Raw genomic sequence first — 1,170 nt, 5'->3', positions numbered from 1 at the left:
TCAGTGGGTGTCGACGATCATGCCGGCGGCGATGGTGCGGTTGGTGGTTTCGTCGATGAGGATGAAGCCGCCGGTGGTGCGGTTGCGGCGGTATTCGTCGGCGAGTAGCGGCACGGTGGTGCGGAGGCGGATCCGGCCGATTTCGTTGAGGCCGAGTTCGGTGGCTTGTTCGTCGCGGTGCAGGGAGTTGACGTCGAGGCGGTAGTGGAGTTCGCGGATCACGGTCCGGGCGGTGCGGGTGGTGTGTTTGATGGTGTATTTCGCGCCGGGTCGGAGTGGGGTGGTCTCGTCCATCCAGCAGATCATCGCTTCGATGTCCTGGGCGACGGTGGGGGCGTTGTTCGGTCGGCAGATCAGGTCGCCGCGGGAGATGTCGATCTCGTCGGTGAGGCGGACGGTGACCGACATCGGTGGGAACGCTTCGGTGACGGGTCCGTCGGCGGTGTCGATGGCGGCGATCCGGGAGGTGAACCCGGACGGGAGGACCATGACCTCGTCGCCGGGTTTCAGGACGCCGGAGGCGACCTGTCCGGCGTAGCCGCGGTAGTCGGTGATGGTGGTCGACTGGGGGCGGATGACGTACTGGACGGGGAACCGGACGTCGACGAGGTTACGGTCGGAGGCGATGTGGACCCGTTCGAGGTGGTGCAGCAGTGAGGGGCCTTCGTACCAGGGGGTGTGTTCGGAGCGGGTGACGATGTTGTCGCCGTGTAGGGCGGAGATCGGCACGACGGTCAAATCGGGTGCTTCGAGTTTCGCGGCGAACGCGGTGAACTCGTCGCTGATGCGTTCGAAGACGTCCTGGGACCAGTCGACGAGGTCCATCTTGTTCACGCACAGCACCAGGTGCGGCACCCGCAGCAGCGAGCAGAGGAACGCGTGTCGGCGGGACTGTTCGACGAGGCCCTTGCGGGCGTCGACGAGGATCAGCGCCAGGTCGGCGGTCGACGCCCCGGTGACCATGTTGCGGGTGTACTGGATGTGTCCGGGGGTGTCGGCGATGATGAACTTCCGCCTCGGGGTGGCGAAGTACCGGTAGGCGACGTCGATCGTGATGCCCTGTTCCCGTTCGGCGCGTAGGCCGTCGGTGAGCAACGCCAGGTTCGTGTACTCGTCCCCCCTGGCCGCGGAGACGGCTTCGACGGCGGCCAGTTGGTCGGTGAACAGTGA

At 66.1% G+C, this 1,170-nt stretch carries 1 protein-coding gene; it reads right to left on the bottom strand.

What is annotated here, in order from left to right:
* On the bottom strand, nucleotides 1-1,170 hold a 1,170-nt coding region (locus ACZ6QQ_RS36680), incomplete at its 5' end, for a sulfate adenylyltransferase subunit 1 (protein ID WP_465882637.1).

This window comes from Micromonospora sp. NPDC049529 (assembly GCF_055586685.1).
This window is presented reverse-complemented; position numbering and strand designations above follow the sequence as displayed.